Source organism: Hyphococcus sp. (assembly GCF_965228385.1).
In the GTDB taxonomy this organism is placed as follows: domain Bacteria; phylum Pseudomonadota; class Alphaproteobacteria; order Caulobacterales; family Parvularculaceae; genus Hyphococcus.
Genome location: NZ_OZ245810.1, coordinates 3268377 through 3285893, shown reverse-complemented (window position 1 = coordinate 3285893; position 17517 = coordinate 3268377). Strand labels below are relative to the sequence as shown.

The window sequence follows — 17517 nt, the reverse complement described above, 5'->3', positions numbered from 1 at the left end:
TGAAGATAGGGTTAACCAAATGAAAACGGGGCCCGGCTTTTGCCGCGCCCCGTTAAAAATTTTCGGTATTAACTCTGCGCTACTGTGTGCGCGCCGCGCCCGCATCGGCCAGCGCCTGATTATAACGCGTGGCGTCGGCGAGGATTTCCAGCGCGCGCTCAAGCTGACAATCCGCCGGCCGCTGATCGGGTTCTTCGCCTTCCAGACGGCACATAAACGGTTCCGGGCCCAGTTTTTCCGCTTCGCCGTCAGCATTGGCCACGTCGTCATTGACGTTTTCGTCGGCGTCCATCTGTTCGGCCGTCAGCGCATTTGGCAGATCGCTTTCCGACGGACGGTCAAACAACTCATCCTGGCCGGGATACATAACCGGCATGGCGATATCCGGTTCGATGCCAAGCGCCTGAATAGAGCGGCCCGACGGTGTATAGTATTTCGACGTTGTCAGCCGCAGTGCGCCCTGCAATCCATTCTGCAAGGGGATGACCGTCTGCACCGACCCTTTGCCGAAAGACTTCGTGCCGAGCAGCAGGGCGCGGTTGCGGTCCTGCAAAGCGCCGGCGACAATCTCCGAGGCGGAAGCCGAACCGCCATTGATCAAAACGATGACCGGTTTTCCGGCGAACTGATCGCCCGGCGTGCCCATCTCGCGCATGGTGTCGCGCGGGCGGCGCCCGCGGGTCGAGACGATCTCGCCGCCATTAAGGAACATGTCGGCAACGGCGACGGACTGATCGAGAAGACCGCCCGGATTGGAGCGCAGATCCAGCACCAGCCCTTTCGGCCCGCCGGGGATGCTCTTTTCAAGCTCCTTCAGGGCGTCTTTAAGGCCGTCATCGGTTTGTTCGCTGAAAGTTGCGATGCGCACATATCCAAAATCACCTTCGCCAACGCCGCTTGTGCAATCCTGCCGCGTCTGCCAGGACAATGGCGCCGCGCCGATGGCGCATGCGGTCACGGACTTCACGGTCACGATATCGCGCACGATCGTCAAATCAAAGGGATCCTTTTTTCGGTCGCGGACAACCGAAATATCAACCTTTGTACCCTTCTTGCCTTTCAGCTTGGAAATCGCTTCGTCCAGCGACATGCTGTAGACATCCTCGCCGTCAATTTTGACGATGAGGTCGTTTGTCTGAATACCAGCCCGCTGCGCGGGCGTGTCGTCTATCGGCGCCACAACTTTAACAAAGCCTTCGTCTTCGCCTTCATTGTCCATGACGACCTGAATGCCGAGCCCGGCGAAGGAGCCGCGGGTCTGCTCCTGCATCGTGTTGAAATCTTCCGCAGACAGGTAATTCGAATGCGGATCAAGCGTATCCAGCATGCCGTCGATGGCGCCCTTGATCAGGTCCGAATCAACAGGATCCGACACGTAATTTTCGTGCACTTGCTCGAAAACTTCTCCAAAAAGGTCAAGCTGGCGGAACGTATCGGCGGAAATCGACGCGCGGGCGAAGACGGCGCTGGAGAGTATGCCGAACACCAGCGCGCCGCCGCAGGCTGCTCCCATCAGCGCGCCGCTGGAATATCGCTTCGGTTCGGCGCGGCGAGTGGTCCTGGATCCTTGATTATTAGAACTATGCATTTCGGGGCCTTGTTTTGCGGAACTGGGTCTCATTCGTTTACACCTTGCTGCGACCGGCTAGAGCGCCAATCCTTCCATACTTTTACGCGAGAGCCACAACGCGGGGTTAACAGGCTCTCCATTTTTCCGGATCTCCAGATCCAGATTTGCGCCCCCGCCGGCCATTTCCGCCACCGGTTCGCCAGCGGTAATCCGCTGATGCTCCCGGACAAGGATCTCGCCGACGCCTATCAGCAGTATATGATACCCTTCGCCGACGTCCAAGACGATCATATTGCCGACAGGACGCCATTCCATCGCGAAAGCGACGCGGCCTTCAAAAGGCGCGGTCACAATACCTTGATCGCGTACTGCAAAGCGCATGCCCTCGAAATTACCGCCTTCCGGTCGGCGTTTACCAAATTCACCGATGACACGGCCTGCGACAGGGGGCCTCAGCGCGCCCCGCGCCTTGTCGAACGGCATCGCGCTGACAAAAGGCTGCGGCGCCGCCCGCTTGATGCTGGGCGGACGCGGTGCAGCGTCCGGCGCAGGTGCGCTTTTCGGCGGCGCGGGCTTGATCCGGGGCGTGATGGAATGTGCGAGGCGCGAGAGTCGTTCGATCATTTCCCGCAGACTGCTGGCTTGCGCCGCGATTCTGGCGGTCTCGCGCTGAGCGGATGCAGCAAGCGCCTCGGCGACGTCGCGTTCTTCCTCTTTTTGTTCCATCAACTCGGCAAGAACATCCCGGCGGGACTGAAGCTCCCGGTTAGTGGCGGCGTAGCTGGCGCGGTCCTTTTCGAGCGCAGCCGCCAATTCGGAGAGGCGCTCCACCGCGGCGCGCAAACGCGCCGCCCGCGCCTCGACCTCAGGCGCAGCGTCAGACAGCAGCATCGCCGCGCGCGCCGCCTCATTGGCGTCTTCCGGCGAGACCAGCAGCGCCGGGGGGCGCGAAAGCTCAAGCGACTGAAGCGCCGCCAGGACTTCCGACAAATTCTGGCTTTCACTGCGCAGCGAAGCTTCGGCTTCGGTTTTTTCGGCCTCAAGCTCTGCGATCGAGTCTTCCAGACCGGCGATTTTGCGTTCGGCCTCCTGCAGAGAGTTCGCCGTTTCAATCAGTCGGTGACGCAGCGCGGCGACTTCCTTTTTGCGTGCCTCGGCTTCCTCACGCAGGCGTTTTTCCTCTCGCGCACGCTCCTTAAGCTGCTCTTCGACTTCTTTCAGATCGTCAGCATTTACCTGAGCGGCGCCCGGCTGCGGGTCGCAGAACGCTAAAAGAAATATGGCAAGGAAGCGTTTCATGCGCGATGATAGGGGTGACCGGTTAAGATAGTGACGGCGCGGTATAACTGTTCCGCCAGCATAACCCTGACCAGTATGTGCGGCCAAGTCGCGGCGCCAAAGGAAATAATCTTTCCGGCCCGTTGTCTTACCGCTTCGTCGTGCCCGCCGGCGCCGCCGATCAAAAACGCTGCATCAATTCTATTCTTACGCAGCGCATCAAGATAGGCCGCGAGTTTTTTGCTGGATATGTTTTCACCGCGTTCGTCTAACGCGATGATCTCCGCGTTGTCCGGCGCAGCGGCGAGTAATAACGACCCTTCGCGCTGCGTCAGCGTCGGTCCGGAAAGTGATTTCGGCGCCTCGCGCTCTTTCAGGTGGACGCCTGAGACGCCGATGCCGCGGCCCATGACTGCGGTACGGTCACAATAGTCTTTAAAGAGTGCGCTTTCGGACGCGCCGCGCATTTTCCCGATGGCGCCGATCAGGAGTTTCATAGGCGTGCCTTGGTGCCGCGCGCTTACGCGTCCGCTTTTGCAGACGCGTGCGCCGTCTCGGACCAGACCCGTTCAAGATTGTAAAATGAACGCACTTCCGGCCGGAACAGATGAACAATGACGTCTTCAGCGTCGATCAACACCCAGTCGCACGCCGCGGCGCCCTCGATTTTGGCGCGGCCGAAACCGACATCTTTCAAGCCGCGCAAAATCTTGTCCGCCATAGCGCTCACATGCCGTTGCGACCGCCCTGACGCCACAATCATGGCGTCGGCGATATCAGACTTTCCCGCAAGGTCAATGGTCACGACGTCCTCGGCCTTATCGTCGTCCAGTTCCTGCAAAATAAGAGAGAGTATTTTTTCACTGCGCGCTTCGGGCGAGAGGTCATCCAGTTGAATCTCGTCCTCGTGCGTGCGCTCGTCTGACGCGCCTTTGGCGCCGCTAGTTACGAGCTTGATCGCGGCCTTACCGGCGACCGCATTACCGGGCTGTGAATTCAGCGTCTTCCTCCATGAGCCACGCGGGAACGCTCCCGCACTGCAAATATAATAGGGTTCAAAGCCCGCTCCAACCAGAGCCGAAAAATTTAATTGTTGCTTAAAAGGCACGCAGCGTACCAGTGGTTGGCGTCTGTCCAGTGTTTTTCAAGGCGCCACGGCGTTGCGTTAACAAGGTTTTCGAACTTTTCGATCGTGAATTTGTGTGAATTTTCCGTATGTAAGCTTTCGCCTGCCTCAAACACAAAATTTTGACCGTCAAGCGCAATCGATGTTTTCCTCCGTGCGCGCAAATGCATTTCAATCCTGCCGGCGGTCTCGTTGTAGAATGCATCGTGTTCGAAATCTTCCATATCGAGATCAGCCCCTAACTCACTTTGCATGCGGGCGAGGAGGTTCAAATTGAAAGCGGCGGTGACGCCATCATCATCATTATAAGCCGCTTCAAGAATGTCCCGCTCCTTCACGAGATCGACGCCAATCAGGAATTGCGCATCATCGCCCAACGTTTTCGCCGCGCGGCTGAGAAACGCTGCGGCGGTTTCAGGCAGCATATTCCCTATCGTCGAACCCGGAAAGTAGCCGAGCCAGTGATCCGGCGACGGCAAAATCCCTTGCGGCAAAACAACAGGCGCGTGAAAATCTGCGCAAACGGCTGCAACTGGCAACGGTAACTGCCCGGCGAGCGCAGTCGCGCTTTCCAGCAGATGTTCGCGCGAAATATCCATGGCGACGTAAGCGGCTGCGTCTTCCACGCCGCGCGCCAGCCACTCGATCTTTTCGCTCGATCCGGAGCCATATTCAAAAATCGAAACGCCGCGTCCGATAGAACGGATGATCTCTTTTTCATGAGTCTCGAAAACGTTTTTTTCAGTACGGGTTGGATAATACTCCTTGAGCTGCGTGATACGGTTGAAAAGCTTTGATCCGCGTTCATCGTAAAAATATTTTGGCGATATCCACTTTTGATCTTGCACTAGTCCTCCAAGCACATCAGTCCGGAAATCACCGAGGTCTGGATGCAGATCGAGGAAATAAGCTAACGGGCCAAGGGGCGCCTGTAGCTCGCCCCGATCCGTTTCGCTTCGAGTCGCGTCAGGGTTGGAATTGGGCTTGATGGTCTTGCTCCTGATTTCGGTTGATGAGATCGGATTATCTGTATCGGAAACATAAATCCATGCAGGTGGTTCCGCATCGGCTAGACGGGACGCTTGCTGAATCGGCAACTGAAATGATGACAGCGTCTTCGCCGCCTCGCTCTGTTGCGCCTCTTTTCCATAACCCGGTCGATTAAACACCGCCATGGGTGCAATTTCAGCGATCTTCATCCAGTCGCGCCAGTGATGAAACGTCGCAAGGCTGTCAGCGCCCATCAGCCAGACAAAATTCGCGCTGGCGTTCAATTCCTTGATGCGCGACAAGGTCTCTACCGTATACTGAATGCTGTGGCGACGTTCGAAATCGCTGACCACGATATCCGGATGATTGCTCACCGCACGCGCCTCGATCAAACGGTCTTCATAAGAGGCGTAATCGGTCGCATCCTTGAGAGGATTGCCGGGACTGACGAGCCACCATACGACATCGAGCGCCAGCACTTTGAGTGCAGCGAGCGAAATCTCGCGATGCCCGTCATGCGCTGGATTGAATGAGCCGCCTAATAGGCCGATGCGGCGGTTTGTTGTGTTGTCGTTATGCAAAATGTTTCCAATGCGTCGCAGGGATGTTGGTCGTGTTAACCGATTTACATAAGCGCGCTGCGGCGACAATACAAAACAGAGTTACGGCGACCAGCCTTCACCGGTCTCTTCATTTTCATTGACTTTACTGGCCTGATGTGAGCGCGCTTCCTTTGCCAGGTCGAGCAATCGCCCCTTTAACGGCGGGACGCCAGCCCCCGTAACGCCGGAAAGCAGCATCACATCTTTTCCGGCGGCGGCCGTGAGCAGCGCGAGGCGCGTCTTGATGTCTTCATCGGTCAGCGCGTCGATTTTATTGAGCGCGACGATTTCGGTTTTATCGTCCAACGCGCCGCCATAAGCGGCGAGTTCTTTTCGTACGGTAATATAGTCTCCCGCCACATCTTCGCTTGTGCCGTCCACCAGATGCAACAGCGCGGCGCACCTCTCCACGTGACCGAGAAAGCGGTCCCCGATGCCGGCCCCCTCATGTGCGCCCGCGATCAGGCCGGGAATATCAGCCAGCACAAAACTTTGCCCCTCGCCGACGCGCACTACGCCCAGGTTGGGATGCAAGGTTGTGAACGGGTAATCGGCAATCTTGGGCTTGGCCGCCGATACCGCCGCCAGAAATGTTGATTTGCCCGCATTGGGCAAGCCAACGAGACCGATATCGGCGATCAGTTTCAAGCGCAGCCAAATCGTGCGCTGTTCAGCAGGCTGACCTGGATTGGCGCGCCGGGGCGCCTGATTGGTCGACGACTTAAATCGCGCATTGCCGAAACCGCCATTGCCGCCCTTGGCCAGCAATACGCGCTCGCCAGCCTCATCGAGATCGGCGATCAGCGTCTGTTCGTCTTCTTCAAAAATCTGCGTACCCACAGGCACCTTGATAACGAGATCGGCGCCGTCAGCGCCGGTGCAGTTTGAGCCTTCGCCTGGGCGCCCGTTCTTTGCCCGGTAATGCTGCTGATAGCGAAAGTCGATCAGTGTATTGAGGTTTTCTACGGCCTCGGCCCAGACATGACCGCCTGCACCGCCGTCGCCGCCATTGGGCCCGCCGAATTCCACAAACTTCTCTCGCCGGAACGACATGCATCCATTGCCGCCAGCGCCGCTTTTTATGTAAATTTTTGCACGATCAAGAAATTTCATAACGTACACTATAGGCGCGAAGAAATTTAAAAACAGGGCGGCTAGGCAGTGATCCGCGCCCGCATCCTGCGGCGATTTCGCCGATAAGCGAACCATCGCTTTACCATGATCGAGGCGCGTTCCGCGCGGCCTGGCTTGCGGGCGCTTCCTCGCGGAAAAACAAGCGTGTATCCCAGTGCTTCAAGCAGTGCGCCGGCGGCGTTTTCGAATAGCTCGACCTGTCTTTCCGAAAGCCTCGCGCGCCACGCCATTGATCTTTCAGGAGAAGGCTTTTTATCTACAAGCGCGTGCGTCGCGCCGGCGTAAGAGGGCACACAGTAACTGGTATTATCGTACGCCGTATCGAACGACGCCGCTCCCGCCAGCTTTGCAATTACGTTCAGAGTTTCTGCGTCTTCGCCGATCAGGGCTTCGAATCGAAGATTTCTGGCCGCGTCTTGCATAAAATCCGCCGCGGCGAAGCCGGCGGCGACATTCAGTTCCCAGTATTCCGCAGTTTCAAGAATATCGTTCGGACCCCAGTCCTGCGGCATGAGCGAGGCTGCGACCCCGCGACCGTCGCGAATGATATGCGCGAATTGCAGATTAGAGAAAATCTGACGCAATTTGCGAAGGTTGAAACTGTTTTGCGGAGAATGATCGACAAATGCATGCACCATCTCAACGCCCGTGGCGCGCGCATAGTCGCGGATCAATGCTTCTAGAAAATCCCGGTAACTCTGACCGGCGCAAAGATGATGGCGCGCCGGGGCGCATCCTGCGTCGCGCCATGCGGCGAAGCGTCTATGTCTGGAAATATAACCGGCGATGTCAGAGAGCGAAATGCCGTCTTCGAGCCGCATGCGCGCGGTCTCATAAATGAATTGCGACTCTGGAAGTGCGACTACGCCGGGAAATCGCGCAAGCGTCGCGCCTAGAAACGTGGTGCCGCTGCGGTCGCAACCGCCGACGAAGATCGGTTGTAAATTTACACGCGAGGCTTCCACGCTTCTTGCTATCGCTGCGTAAATTTGTTGGCAAGCGGTAAAACGCTGGCATAACGAGATGTAATTCTACTGATGAGCATTTTGCACAATTGACCCGACAAGGAGCCGTTATGACTACCGTAAGTGATGTAAGCGACGTACTATTTGCGCCGTTGGAAACGACAAACCTCTCACTTGCAAATCGCATTGTCATGGCGCCGATGACGCGCAGCTTTTCTCCAGGCAATGTTCCGAATGCGGATGTCGCAGCGTACTACCGTCGGCGGGCTGAGGCAGACGTCGGGCTGATCCTTTCGGAAGGCGTTTCAACTAACGCCGTGACGGCGACGGGAACGCCTAATGTACCTAATATTGTTACTGATGAGGCCAAGGCAGGCTGGAAAAGCGTGATAGAAGGCGTGCATGCCGGCGGTGGTAAAATGGGCCTGCAACTTTGGCACGAGGGGCCGTATCGGGATCCCGCCAAGTCCAAACATCCCGACGCGCCGTCATGGTCCGCGTCGGGCGTCAAAGTACCCGGCAAGCCTTTGTGGGAGCCGATGACTGAAACGGAAATCGAAACGGCTGTCTGCGAATTTGTAGACGCCGCCGCCGCCGCGAAAGACCTTGGTTTCGATTGCGTCGAATTTCATGGCGCGCACAGCTATTTGATCGATAGTTTTTTCTGGGATCAGACCAATCAGCGCACAGACCAATGGGGCGGAGACTGGAGCAGTCGAACGCGCTTCGCCTGTGAGATCATCCGGCGTACGCGCGAGCGCGTGGGTGCAAGTTATCCCTTGATTATCCGCCTTTCACAATGGAAGCAGCAGGATTTTGCTGCAAAAACTGCGAAAACGCCCGATGAAATGGAGCAGTGGCTGACACCGCTTGTTGAAGCGGGCGTCGATATCATTCACTGTTCACAGCGCCGGTTCTGGGAAACAGAATTTGAGGGATCCGATCTGAATTTCGCTGGCTGGGCGAAAAAAATCACGGGCAAGCCTTCTATTTCAGTCGGGTCGGTCGGACTATCCGGTGAATTTATCGCAGCCTACGGCGGGGAAGTTTCCCAACCCGCCAGCCTTGATGAGCTGGTACGCCGCATGGAGCGCGGCGATTTTGACTTGATTGCTGTTGGGCGCGCGCTTTTGCAGGACCCGGCATGGGCTGTAAAAATCAAAAACGGACGGCATGATGAGCTGATGTCGTTTTCTAAAGACGCCCTCGCCTCGCTATCATAGGAGCTGCCGATGATCATCGTTCACCATCTTGAAAACTCTCGTTCGCAACGTGTTTTGTGGCTGCTCGAGGAGCTTGGCGTTTCTTATGACGTGAAGCGATATGAGCGTGACAAGAAAACCAACCTTGCGCCTGATGCGCTGAGAAAAGTTCATCCGCTCGGAAAATCGCCCGTTATCGAAAATGATGGCGGCGTTTATGCGGAAACCGGCGCCATGTTTGAATACATACTCGATCATTATGGAGATGGACGTTTGCGGCCGGCGCGCGGGACCGACGCTTTTGAAAAGCACCGCTACTGGATGCATGCGGCGGAGGGCTCTTACATGCCGCCTATGGTGATGACGCTGCTGCTGAATAAAATGGAAACCGCGCCGATGCCGTTCTTCGCGCGGCCCATCGCAAAGCGGCTCGTAAAGGGTGTGCGCGACGGCTATCTTGATCAAACGGCAAAAGTGCTGTTCGATTATCTCGAAAACGCGCTTTCCGCGACCGGCTGGCTTGCCGGGGACGATATCACTGCCGCCGACATTAATATGAGCTTTCCTATGGAAGCTTTTGCCGCACGCGGCGATGTAAGCGCCTATCCCAATATTGCATCAACCGTAGAGCGTTTTCAGGCGCGTCCGGCTTACATCCGTGCTTTGGAGCGCGGCGGGCCTTACGCCCTCATGCGATAACGAATTCGTGCGCCGCGAGTCGGTTTCTCGCCTTATTTACGTCTGGTTTTTGACCCGCTGCGTCCTTAAGTTTAGCCGGACACGACGGTAAAGGACGATATATGAATTTGTCTTTATTCTCCCTGATAGCGCTCGCCGGCGCCAACGTCGCGCTTGATGCGCACCCTGGGATTGGCGCGGCGCCGCTCATGACAATAGCTCTTGCGGATCAAACGGCTGATGACAGCGCTGCGCCATCGCCTTCAGAGCCTGCTCTACGCGAATCGCAGACGCAAAGTCCCAAAGTTGCGAATAGCGCCGATACAGCAGCGACATTACCGCTTGAAGATCCGCTGGTTTTTGAAAGTGAATCCGATGAGACAGTAGCTGAGAAGCTCATCACATATATTGAGGATCTTGACACGCTGAGCGGCGACTTCACTCAGATCGCGCCGTCCGGCGCCGTCTCTTCAGGAAAATTTTATCTGCGCCGCCCCGGTCTATTGCGGTTTGATTATGAACCGCCGACCCCACTCCTGATCGTCGCAAATGGCGGTCTGGTTTATGTGCGCGACAATGATCTCGAAACAACCGACTCCTATCCCGTCGGCAAAACCCCTCTGAAATTTTTGCTGAGTAAGGAAGTTGATCGCGATGAGGCGCAAGTTGTCGCTGTTGATCGCGGCGTCGATAACGTCGCCGTCACTTTTTCCTCAACGGACGAAGAGACTGAAGGAGAATTAACTCTGATCGCAAACGCTCCCGACTTCGAATTGCGCCGGTGGATCGTGCGTGACCTGCAAGGCGGCGTCACCGTCGTTACTCTCGACAATGTGAAGTCGGGCGAACGCCTCGCAAACAGCCTCTTTCGAGCGCCGGACTCGGGCGGACGCTTTCTGGACCGATAAAACCGACAATTCATGCGAATCGTAAATTGCCATTTTGTAACAGTGTCACAGGCAAGTTTTTTTTGACCTCTCTATTGAAAAACCGGCCAGTGATGCGTTAATGTAACAGTACGCGATAGGCGTTGAAGCTCGGGCCGGCGTTGCCCCCCCGCTTGCAGGCCTGATAGCCTTCGCGTCGCCGGAATATCCCCTCCCGGCGTAGGCGCAACAGCGCAGCTTGGCGTCCGATCCTTTAAAAGGTCGGACGCCTTTTTTTGTAGCGTTTCATCGCGATATGAACATCAAACATAATGAGGCCGCCCCATGGACGATATTGAATTGGAAGATCTTGAGCGCGAGCTTCCGGGTCTCGCACGGCTTTCCCGTTTCGCCCGCTCACTCGATCGTATCCCGTGGTTCGCCAATATAGGTGAGGCGCTGACGCCGGGCGCGAAGGCGGCGGCAGATGATTACTGTTCCGGTCTCGGCTTTCCGGGCGCGGAGATCGCCATGTTGCCCGATTGGGAAGACGCAGCATCTGTTGCGGAAAGCCTCGATTGGCAGAGCCCGGCATGGGAAGCAGAAGAATCGCTGCGCGCTGATCTCACAGGCCGAGCCCTCGGTTTGCTATCGGAAGACGCGCTGCGTATCGGCATGGCGCTAATCGCCGAAAAAGTCTCCGATCCGGCGAAGGATGCGATCGAGGAGCTTTCCTATCTCAGCGATCTCGAAGACAACGCTATCAAGACGCTGGGCGTCGGGGCGGCTGTGCAGGCGGCGAACGGCGCCGCGCTTGCGCTGATCGCTGCTGCGAATGCAGATTTCGATGCGGAAAATCACCCCTTTGCAGCCAAATTTCGCCTGTTTGAATTCGGCCGATGGCCCGTGAGCATCACCGGGTCTTCTTTCAACCTGTTCTGAATTCAACCGCTGCGGCGATTAGGAGGTAAATCGCGATCACCGTCAGTATTTGTTTAAATCCGCTTTTAAATGTCGCCTCGGGCATTTTTCGCAGAAAATGCGTACCTACATAGGTTCCTGCGAAACCTGAAATCACAATTGCGATGATCACGAAAGTCCACTGGCCGAAGGCGAAGCCCAAGAGGCCAAATGCAATAATTTTGAATGCATGCTGAATAACCATGCAGGCGGCGTGCGTAGCGACGAGATTGAGGCGGTCCAGCTGCGCGGCCGACAGCATGGTTGCCGCAATCGGTCCTGTCGCTCCAAAAAACATGGTGAGAAACGCAGCAATCGCCCCAGTTGTAAAAAATGTAGCGGGTCCCAATGTAAGTTTTTTTGGACGCGGACCCCATACTGAAACCAAAATAAAACAAGCAACACCGCCCCGCAGGAGCCAGACGGGAGCCTCGACGGCTAGACGCCCGCCTACCCCGGCTCCAATCGCCCCGCCGGCGCTGAAAATCAGAACAATCCTCCAGATCACATCGCGCCGTTGCAGTAAAAGACGCCCAGCGTTGGACCCGGCCTGCGCCACGCCGTGCACGGGTATAACGGCGCTCGGCGGAAAGATAACGCTCATCAAAGCCAGCAGCGCCAGCCCGCCGCCAAGCCCAAACGCCGCGGTCAATGCGGCCGTAAAAAAACTTGCAATAATAGCGACCAGCGCCGCCCAGACCGGCAGGTTATCAGGTAAAAAGACAAGATCGGGCGTCATTTTGGCGGTAATATGCCGCACCGCAGCCTGCCGCAATCGTATCGCGCATATCGCGCCTTGACGACGGCGATTGTCGGGCCCTAAAGCGAACGCGTCTGATCACCCTTCCTCCGGATCTCTTTCATGAAGATCACTACCTGGAACATCAATTCCGTACGGCTGCGTATCGATCTCGTCAGGAAGTTTCTGGCGGCGCACAAACCGGACGTTTTGTGCCTTCAGGAAATCAAATGTCTGGAGGATAACTTTCCCGCCAAAGCTTTTTGCGAAGCAGGGTATGAGCATCAGGCCATATCCGGGCAGGCGGGCTATCACGGCGTCGCCATCGTCTCACGCTTGGCGTTGAAAAATGTGGAAAAGCGCGGGTTCTGTGAAAAAGGCGACTGCCGCCATATAGCGGCAAGCCTTCCCGGAGGGGTGCGCATTCACAATTTTTATGTGCCGGCAGGCGGAGACGAGCCTGACCCTACGGTCAATGACAAGTTCGCCCATAAACTCGATTTTCTGGATGAAATGACAGCATGGTTTTCCGATCTCGGTCCACGCAAAAAATCAATTCTGGTCGGTGATTTGAATGTCGCGCCTACGGAAAACGATGTCTGGTCGCACAAACAGCTTTTAAAAGTCGTCTCCCATACGCCGGTAGAAGTTGAAAAACTGCATAATGTGATTGCTTCGCATGGCTGGGTCGATGTGGCGCGCGAACTTATACCGGAACCGGAGAAACTCTACACTTGGTGGTCATACCGGGCGCGCGATTGGCGCGCCTCAAACAGAGGCAGACGTCTCGATCATATTTGGGTGAGTCCTTCCCTGAAAAAGCAAGCGCTTTCAGGCGGACGCAACGCCTATCAGATCCATGACGAGGCGCGCGGCTGGCAGCGGCCTTCCGATCATGCGCCGGTGACATTGACGCTGGACTTATAGGGCGAAATCTATCCGGATAGACGGCGCAGTTCATCGCGGGTCATAGAACCCGGCACAACAGTAACGGGGATCGGGCGCGCGCCAAGATACGAAGGCTTTGTCGCCAGCGATGCGACTAATGGGCCTGGTCCGCTCTTGTCCGCCGAGGCGCCCAGGAAGAAAATCGCGATTTCCTGATCTTCCTCTATGAGCTTTTTCAATTCGTCAGCTAGTTCGCCTTCACGCATAATCACTTCCGGCGCCTCGCCCGACTGGGCTTTGACCTCGGCGGCAAACTCTTCGAGCAGCGCCTCGGCTTTTTCCTCAGCTTCCGCGCGCATGGTTTCAGCGACTGTGGCCCAGTGACCGAACTCTGGCGGCTCCATGACGTAAAGAATAACAACGCGCGCATTGGAGCGCCGGGCGCGCCGTCCAGTGAAAAACGCTGCTAGCCGCGCCTCCGCATTATCAGAAGCTATCAGGAGAAACTTGATCCGTTCCTCCGGCTTCTCTTTCGGTCCAGTCGCTTCGTTGTTCATCACCGCATAATGCCCCGAAACGGCAGGGTCCGTCCACTTGACCGCGATACGCCGCGAAGGCTACCGCTTTTAGCCTCAGAGACTGCCAGGGCGGGGTAAGTGCGCGGCTATTTCGGCATCGGATCGGAACGAATTTCAAAGCCAATGAATCTTGGCGCCGTTTTGCGTACCGCGCATGCGTTTAACGCAAGCTTTGCGTTCACTATCGCGGCGCATCACAACGCGCGAAAGATCAACCTGTCCGACACGGCGAATAGCGTCGCCCATTTACCGGTCTATGAGTGGGCGACATTGGACGAAATGCATTTGCCGAAGGGGTGTGTGCTAGTCGGCATTGAGCTTGATGAAAAAGCAGTTGCATTGCCTGGCTTTCGTCACCCGCTCAATGCGGCGTACCTGCTCGGTCCCGAAAAGGGCGACTTGTCGTTAGAGGCAAGAAAGCTCTGCAGTCATATCGTAAAAATTCCGACGCGGTTTTGCGTCAATCTCTCCATCGCCGCCGCACTGGTCATGTACGACCGGACCATCAGTCTCGGCGGTCCCGGCGTACGGTCTGTGTCATCCGCTTTGCAAACCCCGGCTCAGCCGACAGATCAATGACGCCCTGTGCGCGAACGGTAAATGTCAAAAAACGCCGCCGAGCGTTGTTTTCCGGCGGCGTTTCAAGAACCTATCTTTACGGCGCGATTAGCGGCGTTTCGTCTTGCGCTTGGCTTTACGTTTTGTCGGCGCTTTGCGTTTGGCGGTCTTGCGGGCCGTGGTTTTACGTTTTGTGGTTTTACGCGTCGTGCGTTTTGCAGGCGCAGCCGCGGCTTCATCCATTTTATCAAGAGCGTCGGCATAGGCGCGCAACGATTTCATGAACGCCGCCTGTTGTGTTTTCGGTAGAACGCTGAGCGCGCCTTTTTCGGCCTTGGCGACCTTGGCGTTAGCGGAGGTCAGCATGCGCTTGCCCGCTGCAGTGATGGAAACGGCATTCGCGCGGGCGTCTTCTTTTGTGCGCTTGCGCGACAACAGGCCTTTTTTCATCATACGGGCGATCATGTCCGCCAGCGTCGAACGGTCGATGCCGGTGTGCCGGACGAGATCTGTCTGGCTGAGGCCCTCATTGTTGGCGACGACATGCAGCACTTCATACTGACGCGGCGTAGGGCCATTTGGACCAACCGCTGAGGAATAAAGGTCATGGGCATATTGCTGCGCGCGGCGAAGCAGATGTCCTGGTGAATTTTTCAGTGAATAAGCCATTTTATTCTCCATATTCGGCTAGGGTGAGGCTTTTTCGCCGCTGACATATAATCCTGAGCGATTTTGCCTCAATTGGTAAGTTCGCGGCGTAAGTTCCGTCGGGGCTAGGGTGAAATCGCTTCACATGATTCTTGACCCTGTGCAAAATTATGCTTCACCCGGACGGTTACAAGTTGGCGAGCTTTGATAGAACGCCAGTCTTACGCCATCTACAAAAATGTATCGTCTACGGTCAATCCCCCACCGACCCTATTTAGGCTTTAAACGGACTTTTTTCAGTAGCGAGATCACTATTTCGTCAGGATCATGACTATGAACGGCCGATATCGGTTGGAACCAAATTTTACCAGGACTGTTCCGCCTGGTGATAATGTTGAACGACAAGTGTGCGCTGAATGTGGATTTGTCGATTACCAAAACCCGAAAATCGTCGCCGGGTCCGTAGTAACCTGGCGAGACCGTATCCTATTGTGCCGCCGCGCCATTGAACCTAGGCGCGGATACTGGACCTTGCCGGCGGGCTATCTTGAATTGAACGAAACACCTGAAGAAGGCGCATGGAGAGAAGCGAACGAAGAAGCGTGCACGGATATCGAGATCGACCGCATCCTCGCGATCTATTCCATTCCTCGTATTTCGCAGGTGCAAATTATCTATCGCGCCCGATTGAAACGGCACCACTTCGCCGCTGGCCCGGAAAGCGAGGCGGTGGCGCTTTTTGACTGGGCAGATATTCCGTGGGGAGATCTCGCCTTTCCGAGCGTTGGCTGGGCGTTAAGACACCACCGCGATGTGATTGGTCGCGAAGATTTCGCCCCCTCCAGCAATCCTCAGGCTGGTCTTTAGTCTTTCGCCGCCTCTTCGCCCGGCATGTGTTTGGCGATAAGCGGCGCCTGCAGTGCGGTAAATACCAGGCTGATGATGGTGAACCCAAAGACTTTGAGATTGACCCAGTACTTTTCACCGCCGCAGGCGGCCTCGCCCGTTAGATCACAATCGCGCATGAAATAGCGCCAGGCGATTTCGTTGCACACGGCGAGGACAGCAAAAAAGACAGCAAAGCGTATTGTCAGCGTGCGCCATGCGTCGTCCGGTAAATGCAGCGCTCCGTCGAAAAGCAGTTTCAAGAAATTCTGCTTTGTCGCCAGCCCAGCCGCAAGCACTGAAGAAAACAAGGCATATACTATGGTCGGCTTCATATAGAAGAATGTTTTGTTGTGCAGAATTAGGGTCAATGAGCCCAGAACCCCGACAATGACGCCCGTCACCAGCAGCATTGGCGCCACGCGGCGCTCTTTCCATACGGAATAAACAAAAGCAACGAGGAACGCGGGCATGAACAATCCGATCGCCAGAAACATTTCCTCACCTTCCGCGATCGTCCAATCCTGTCCGAAAAGACCGCCCATCAGCGGCGCCAACCGGCGTCCGAAAAAATAGGCGATCATGAAAACGGCCAGCGGGCCCATATCTACGGCAAGCTTGGCGCCGCCGCTGAGCTTTTGCCCTTTTGATTCTTCTATCGCTGACATGAGTGCTCCCTTGAAGACGTTAATGCGCTGTAGCGTCCGTTCCCGCCAGCGCTTGCGCAAACTGGTCGGCGTTGAAAACGTGCAAATCCTCAACGCTCTCGCCAACCCCGACATAATGTATAGGAAGATGGTGTTTGTCGCCGAGCGCAACCAGAACGCCGCCCCGCGCCGTACCGTCAAGTTTAGTCATAACGATGCCGGTCACCCCGGCGATGTCTGTAAACGCTTCCGCCTGACTGAGTGCATTCTGCCCCACGGTGGCGTCAATCGTTAACACCACATCATGCGGCGCTGTCTCGTCCAATTTTTTTATGACACGCACTATCTTAGCGAGTTCATCCATCAACTCGCGCTTATTCTGAAGCCGACCCGCCGTGTCGATCATCAACACATCAATCCCCTCCGCCTGCGCCTGTTTGACCGCATCGAATGCAAGGCCTGCAGCGTCGGCGCCGACCGTTTTTGCAAGCACCGGCGCGCCGGTGCGCGCCCCCCAGACCTGAAGCTGTTCTATTGCGGCGGCGCGGAACGTGTCGCCGGCGGCGAGCATGACTTTCAGACCCTCATCGGTAAATTTGCGGGCCAACTTGCCAATGGTGGTCGTCTTGCCGGCGCCGTTTACTCCCACCATCAACAGCACATGAGGTTTGCGCTCAACATCAATAACGAGCGGCTTTTCCAACGGCTTTAAGGTGGCGGCGACTTCCCTCGCCAGCGCGGCGCGCACTTCGGCGCCGGAAATATCCTTGTCGAACTTGTCCTGCGCCAGCCCTTCCGTGATGCGCGTCGCCGCCGCGACACCGAGATCGGCCGTCACCAGCAAATCGTGCAAGTCCTCTATCGTTTCATCGTCAAGCTTGCGCTTAGTAAAAATCGAAGAAACACCTTCCGACAGCTTGCTAGAAGATTTCGTCAGCCCGTCTCGCAACCGCGAAAACCATCCGCCGGTTTTCTTTTCAAGGGCGGCGTCGAGCCCCGTTGACATACCATCGTCCGGTTCAGCGGCCGCCAGGGGGGCGGCGGGCGGAGAACTTTCCGGCGCGGGCGCCTTCTCGTTTGCAACGTCTCTTTCGGGCGCTGGTTGAAGCGCCTCCGAATCTATAGGGGGGTGCTCCTCTGGCGATTCTTTCGCCTGCTTACGCTTACCGAACAAACCTGACAAAAAATTATTGCTCACGCCTC

19 protein-coding genes are annotated in these 17517 nt (G+C 56.3%); 7 read left to right on the top strand and 12 right to left on the bottom strand.

Annotated features, from left to right (window positions below; all coding sequences use genetic code 11):
* Positions 1-79: 79 nt before the first annotated feature.
* The 7 genes from ACQK2Q_RS15350 to ACQK2Q_RS15320 form a co-directional block, all read right to left on the bottom strand.
* Positions 80-1513, bottom strand: coding sequence for a S41 family peptidase (locus tag ACQK2Q_RS15350; RefSeq protein WP_425410620.1), 1434 nt, complete (start codon positions 1511-1513; stop codon positions 80-82).
* A 132-nt stretch (positions 1514-1645) separates the two neighbouring features.
* Complete coding sequence (locus tag ACQK2Q_RS15345) at positions 1646-2869, bottom strand: murein hydrolase activator EnvC family protein (RefSeq protein ID WP_425410619.1); 1224 nt, start codon at positions 2867-2869, stop codon at positions 1646-1648.
* The gene (gene rlmH / locus ACQK2Q_RS15340; RefSeq protein WP_425410618.1) at positions 2866-3345 is read right to left on the bottom strand and encodes a 23S rRNA (pseudouridine(1915)-N(3))-methyltransferase RlmH; all 480 of its coding nucleotides are present in this window, start codon (positions 3343-3345) and stop codon (positions 2866-2868) included. The genes ACQK2Q_RS15345 and rlmH overlap by 4 nt, the downstream gene beginning before the upstream one ends.
* Before the next feature lie 23 nt (positions 3346-3368).
* Positions 3369-3956 carry a ribosome silencing factor gene (gene rsfS / locus ACQK2Q_RS15335; RefSeq protein ID WP_425410617.1) on the bottom strand — a complete coding sequence of 196 codons (588 nt, stop codon included), beginning with the start codon at positions 3954-3956 and terminating at the stop codon, positions 3369-3371.
* Positions 3935-5545 (bottom strand): L-histidine N(alpha)-methyltransferase, encoded by a 1611-nt coding sequence (egtD, locus tag ACQK2Q_RS15330; protein ID WP_425410616.1) that lies wholly within the window; start codon positions 5543-5545, stop codon positions 3935-3937. Before egtD ends, rsfS begins: the two co-directional genes overlap by 22 nt.
* Before the next feature lie 81 nt (positions 5546-5626).
* Positions 5627-6679 carry a GTPase ObgE gene (gene obgE / locus ACQK2Q_RS15325; RefSeq protein WP_425410615.1) on the bottom strand — a complete coding sequence of 351 codons (1053 nt, stop codon included), beginning with the start codon at positions 6677-6679 and terminating at the stop codon, positions 5627-5629.
* A 41-nt stretch (positions 6680-6720) separates the two neighbouring features.
* On the bottom strand, positions 6721-7665 hold the full coding sequence (locus ACQK2Q_RS15320) for a sulfotransferase family protein (RefSeq protein WP_425410614.1): 945 nt from the start codon (positions 7663-7665) through the stop codon (positions 6721-6723).
* A 110-nt stretch (positions 7666-7775) separates the two neighbouring features.
* On the opposite strand from ACQK2Q_RS15320, the gene ACQK2Q_RS15315 reads away from it, so the two are divergent.
* The 4 genes from ACQK2Q_RS15315 (at position 7776) to ACQK2Q_RS15300 (ending at position 11353) form a co-directional block, all read left to right on the top strand.
* Positions 7776-8888: an NADH:flavin oxidoreductase gene (locus ACQK2Q_RS15315; protein ID WP_425410613.1), complete on the top strand. Its 1113-nt coding sequence runs from the start codon at positions 7776-7778 to the stop codon at positions 8886-8888.
* A 9-nt stretch (positions 8889-8897) separates the two neighbouring features.
* The gene (locus ACQK2Q_RS15310) at positions 8898-9566 is read left to right on the top strand and encodes a glutathione S-transferase family protein (protein ID WP_425410612.1); all 669 of its coding nucleotides are present in this window, start codon (positions 8898-8900) and stop codon (positions 9564-9566) included.
* 101 nt (positions 9567-9667) lie between these two features.
* A complete protein-coding gene (locus ACQK2Q_RS15305) occupies positions 9668-10453 on the top strand; it encodes a LolA family protein (protein WP_425410611.1) in 786 nt (261 codons plus the stop codon).
* 303 nt (positions 10454-10756) lie between these two features.
* Positions 10757-11353 (top strand): hypothetical protein, encoded by a 597-nt coding sequence (locus tag ACQK2Q_RS15300; protein ID WP_425410610.1) that lies wholly within the window; start codon positions 10757-10759, stop codon positions 11351-11353.
* Here the strand turns inward: ACQK2Q_RS15300 and ACQK2Q_RS15295 are convergent.
* On the bottom strand, positions 11340-12131 hold the full coding sequence (locus tag ACQK2Q_RS15295; protein ID WP_425410609.1) for a TSUP family transporter: 792 nt from the start codon (positions 12129-12131) through the stop codon (positions 11340-11342). The genes ACQK2Q_RS15300 and ACQK2Q_RS15295 overlap by 14 nt on opposite strands.
* A 102-nt stretch (positions 12132-12233) precedes the next feature.
* On the opposite strand from ACQK2Q_RS15295, the gene ACQK2Q_RS15290 reads away from it, so the two are divergent.
* Positions 12234-13037, top strand: coding sequence for an exodeoxyribonuclease III (locus tag ACQK2Q_RS15290; RefSeq protein ID WP_425410608.1), 804 nt, complete (start codon positions 12234-12236; stop codon positions 13035-13037).
* A gap of 8 nt (positions 13038-13045) precedes the next feature.
* Here ACQK2Q_RS15290 and ACQK2Q_RS15285 read toward each other — a convergent pair whose 3' ends face one another.
* Complete coding sequence (locus tag ACQK2Q_RS15285; protein WP_425411175.1) at positions 13046-13555, bottom strand: universal stress protein; 510 nt, start codon at positions 13553-13555, stop codon at positions 13046-13048.
* A 99-nt stretch (positions 13556-13654) separates the two neighbouring features.
* Here ACQK2Q_RS15285 and ACQK2Q_RS15280 point away from each other — a divergent pair, with 99 nt between their 5' ends.
* Entirely contained in the window at positions 13655-14155 is a 501-nt protein-coding gene (locus ACQK2Q_RS15280; RefSeq protein WP_425410607.1) for an RNA methyltransferase, read from the top strand.
* Between the two features lie 87 nt (positions 14156-14242).
* Here the strand turns inward: ACQK2Q_RS15280 and ACQK2Q_RS15275 are convergent, their stop codons facing one another.
* Positions 14243-14803 carry a MarR family winged helix-turn-helix transcriptional regulator gene (locus ACQK2Q_RS15275; protein ID WP_425410606.1) on the bottom strand — a complete coding sequence of 187 codons (561 nt, stop codon included), beginning with the start codon at positions 14801-14803 and terminating at the stop codon, positions 14243-14245.
* A gap of 312 nt (positions 14804-15115) precedes the next feature.
* Between ACQK2Q_RS15275 and ACQK2Q_RS15270 the strand changes: the two genes are divergently transcribed.
* Positions 15116-15649 (top strand): NUDIX hydrolase, encoded by a 534-nt coding sequence (locus ACQK2Q_RS15270; RefSeq protein ID WP_425410605.1) that lies wholly within the window; start codon positions 15116-15118, stop codon positions 15647-15649.
* Here the strand turns inward: ACQK2Q_RS15270 and ACQK2Q_RS15265 are convergent.
* Positions 15646-16335, bottom strand: a complete 690-nt coding sequence (locus tag ACQK2Q_RS15265; protein ID WP_425410604.1) for an inner membrane-spanning protein YciB — start codon at positions 16333-16335, stop codon at positions 15646-15648. The two genes, ACQK2Q_RS15270 and ACQK2Q_RS15265, sit on opposite strands and share 4 nt — an antisense overlap.
* A 19-nt stretch (positions 16336-16354) precedes the next feature.
* Positions 16355-17320, bottom strand: a complete 966-nt coding sequence (ftsY, locus tag ACQK2Q_RS15260) for a signal recognition particle-docking protein FtsY (protein ID WP_425410603.1) — start codon at positions 17318-17320, stop codon at positions 16355-16357.
* Positions 17321-17517: the final 197 nt, after the last annotated feature.

Coding starts and splice junctions, on each gene's coding strand:
- ACQK2Q_RS15315 (WP_425410613.1), top strand. CDS start 7,776: ATGACTACCGTAAGTGATGTAAGCGACGTACTATTTGCGCCGTTGGAA.
- obgE (WP_425410615.1), bottom strand. CDS start 6,679: ATGAAATTTCTTGATCGTGCAAAAATTTACATAAAAAGCGGCGCTGGC.
- ftsY (WP_425410603.1), bottom strand. CDS start 17,320: ATGTCAACGGGGCTCGACGCCGCCCTTGAAAAGAAAACCGGCGGATGG.
- ACQK2Q_RS15350 (WP_425410620.1), bottom strand. CDS start 1,513: ATGGGAGCAGCCTGCGGCGGCGCGCTGGTGTTCGGCATACTCTCCAGC.
- ACQK2Q_RS15275 (WP_425410606.1), bottom strand. CDS start 14,803: ATGGCTTATTCACTGAAAAATTCACCAGGACATCTGCTTCGCCGCGCG.
- ACQK2Q_RS15310 (WP_425410612.1), top strand. CDS start 8,898: ATGATCATCGTTCACCATCTTGAAAACTCTCGTTCGCAACGTGTTTTG.
- ACQK2Q_RS15265 (WP_425410604.1), bottom strand. CDS start 16,335: ATGTCAGCGATAGAAGAATCAAAAGGGCAAAAGCTCAGCGGCGGCGCC.
- ACQK2Q_RS15285 (WP_425411175.1), bottom strand. CDS start 13,555: ATGAACAACGAAGCGACTGGACCGAAAGAGAAGCCGGAGGAACGGATC.
- ACQK2Q_RS15270 (WP_425410605.1), top strand. CDS start 15,116: ATGAACGGCCGATATCGGTTGGAACCAAATTTTACCAGGACTGTTCCG.
- ACQK2Q_RS15290 (WP_425410608.1), top strand. CDS start 12,234: ATGAAGATCACTACCTGGAACATCAATTCCGTACGGCTGCGTATCGAT.
- ACQK2Q_RS15305 (WP_425410611.1), top strand. CDS start 9,668: ATGAATTTGTCTTTATTCTCCCTGATAGCGCTCGCCGGCGCCAACGTC.
- ACQK2Q_RS15300 (WP_425410610.1), top strand. CDS start 10,757: ATGGACGATATTGAATTGGAAGATCTTGAGCGCGAGCTTCCGGGTCTC.
- ACQK2Q_RS15345 (WP_425410619.1), bottom strand. CDS start 2,869: ATGAAACGCTTCCTTGCCATATTTCTTTTAGCGTTCTGCGACCCGCAG.
- rlmH (WP_425410618.1), bottom strand. CDS start 3,345: ATGAAACTCCTGATCGGCGCCATCGGGAAAATGCGCGGCGCGTCCGAA.